This is a genomic window from Vibrio sp. Vb0304 (assembly GCF_033338995.1).
GTDB classification, from domain to species: Bacteria; Pseudomonadota; Gammaproteobacteria; order Enterobacterales; family Vibrionaceae; genus Vibrio; species Vibrio alginolyticus.
Window position 1 is genome coordinate 1 of record NZ_JAWOTT010000297.1, and the last position, 1116, is coordinate 1116.

General features: G+C 45.1%; 2 protein-coding genes. One reads left to right on the forward strand and one right to left on the reverse strand.

Translation table 11 applies throughout. The features are described from left to right. The coding region (locus R7P35_RS25770) for an SLC13 family permease (RefSeq protein WP_318093288.1) at positions 1-648 on the reverse strand (648 nt) is incomplete at its 3' end. Between the two features lie 334 nt (positions 649-982). Here R7P35_RS25770 and R7P35_RS25775 point away from each other — a divergent pair. Then, positions 983-1116: transposase (locus R7P35_RS25775; protein WP_318093290.1), on the forward strand; the 134-nt coding region annotated here is incomplete at its 3' end.

The window sequence follows — 1116 nt, forward strand, 5'->3', positions numbered from 1 at the left end:
GAGGTATTTCAAAGCAATCGCGTTTGGTGGCGTACCGATTGGCGTACCAATACCACCGATGTTCGCAGCAACAGGAATACAAAGCGCGAATGCAATTCGCCCCGGGTCTTTAGGCCCAAACACGGCGATAACTGGCGTTAATATCGACAACATCATCGCGGTGGTCGCGGTATTCGACATAAACATCGAGAATATAGCGGTGATCAGCATCAGGCCTAACATGACAAATTTTGGGTTTTGCCCAAACGGCTTGAGCAACACCCTAGCGAGGTTCACATCCAAACGATATTTGGTTGCGGCCATTGCTAAGAAAAAACCACCTAAAAACAGCATGATGATTGGGCTTGCAAAGGTAGCCATGATTTCGTGGTATTGCAGTAGTTCGCCAAATTGAGGTTGCCCTTCTTGTGTTCGAAACAAGACAATGCCTTTGTTCGAAACGAGCAATAACTCAAGCACGATGATCACCACCGACGTGGCATAAATCGGAATAGGCTCGAACACCCAACAGAGCGCAGCCAGCAAAAAGATCGCGATAACTCGCTGTTGGACGATGGTGATGCCGTCAAAAGGAAACGCTGACAAAGGCATCAGCCAAATAAGTAACGGAATCACCGTTGGGATGATGTATTTGAGATATGGGCGCATAGTACTACTACTCTTCCTGAGTTGGTTGGCCATGACATTAGGCATTTCGAGCCACATTCAGTCATCTTTCTATCAATCTGATTTTTATGAACAACTTTGCGGTTGTGAGATAGAAACATACCTGTTTGATAACTCTGAGTAGAGATTATGTACACTGTTTTGAAACGAAATTTTGGTCTTAGATCAATGAACTGGAATTCACATCAGAAAACATCTCTTATCTGTGTCCAAGCTCACTAATTACGCGATAGTGATCCGCACCACTAGTTTTGGACACCGAGTTAAGTGAGTACAATCACTAACGAGGTGAACCAGGACAAACAAAAAGAAACGTATTATCCATTCTCCTGAATTTAAAGCCGAAGCCCTGAAGCTAGCAGAGAAAGTGGGAGTGGCTGCGACAGCAAGACAGCTCTCCTTGCATGAATCTCAGATCTACGGTTGGCGTAAGGCCGTAAAGAAAGACAC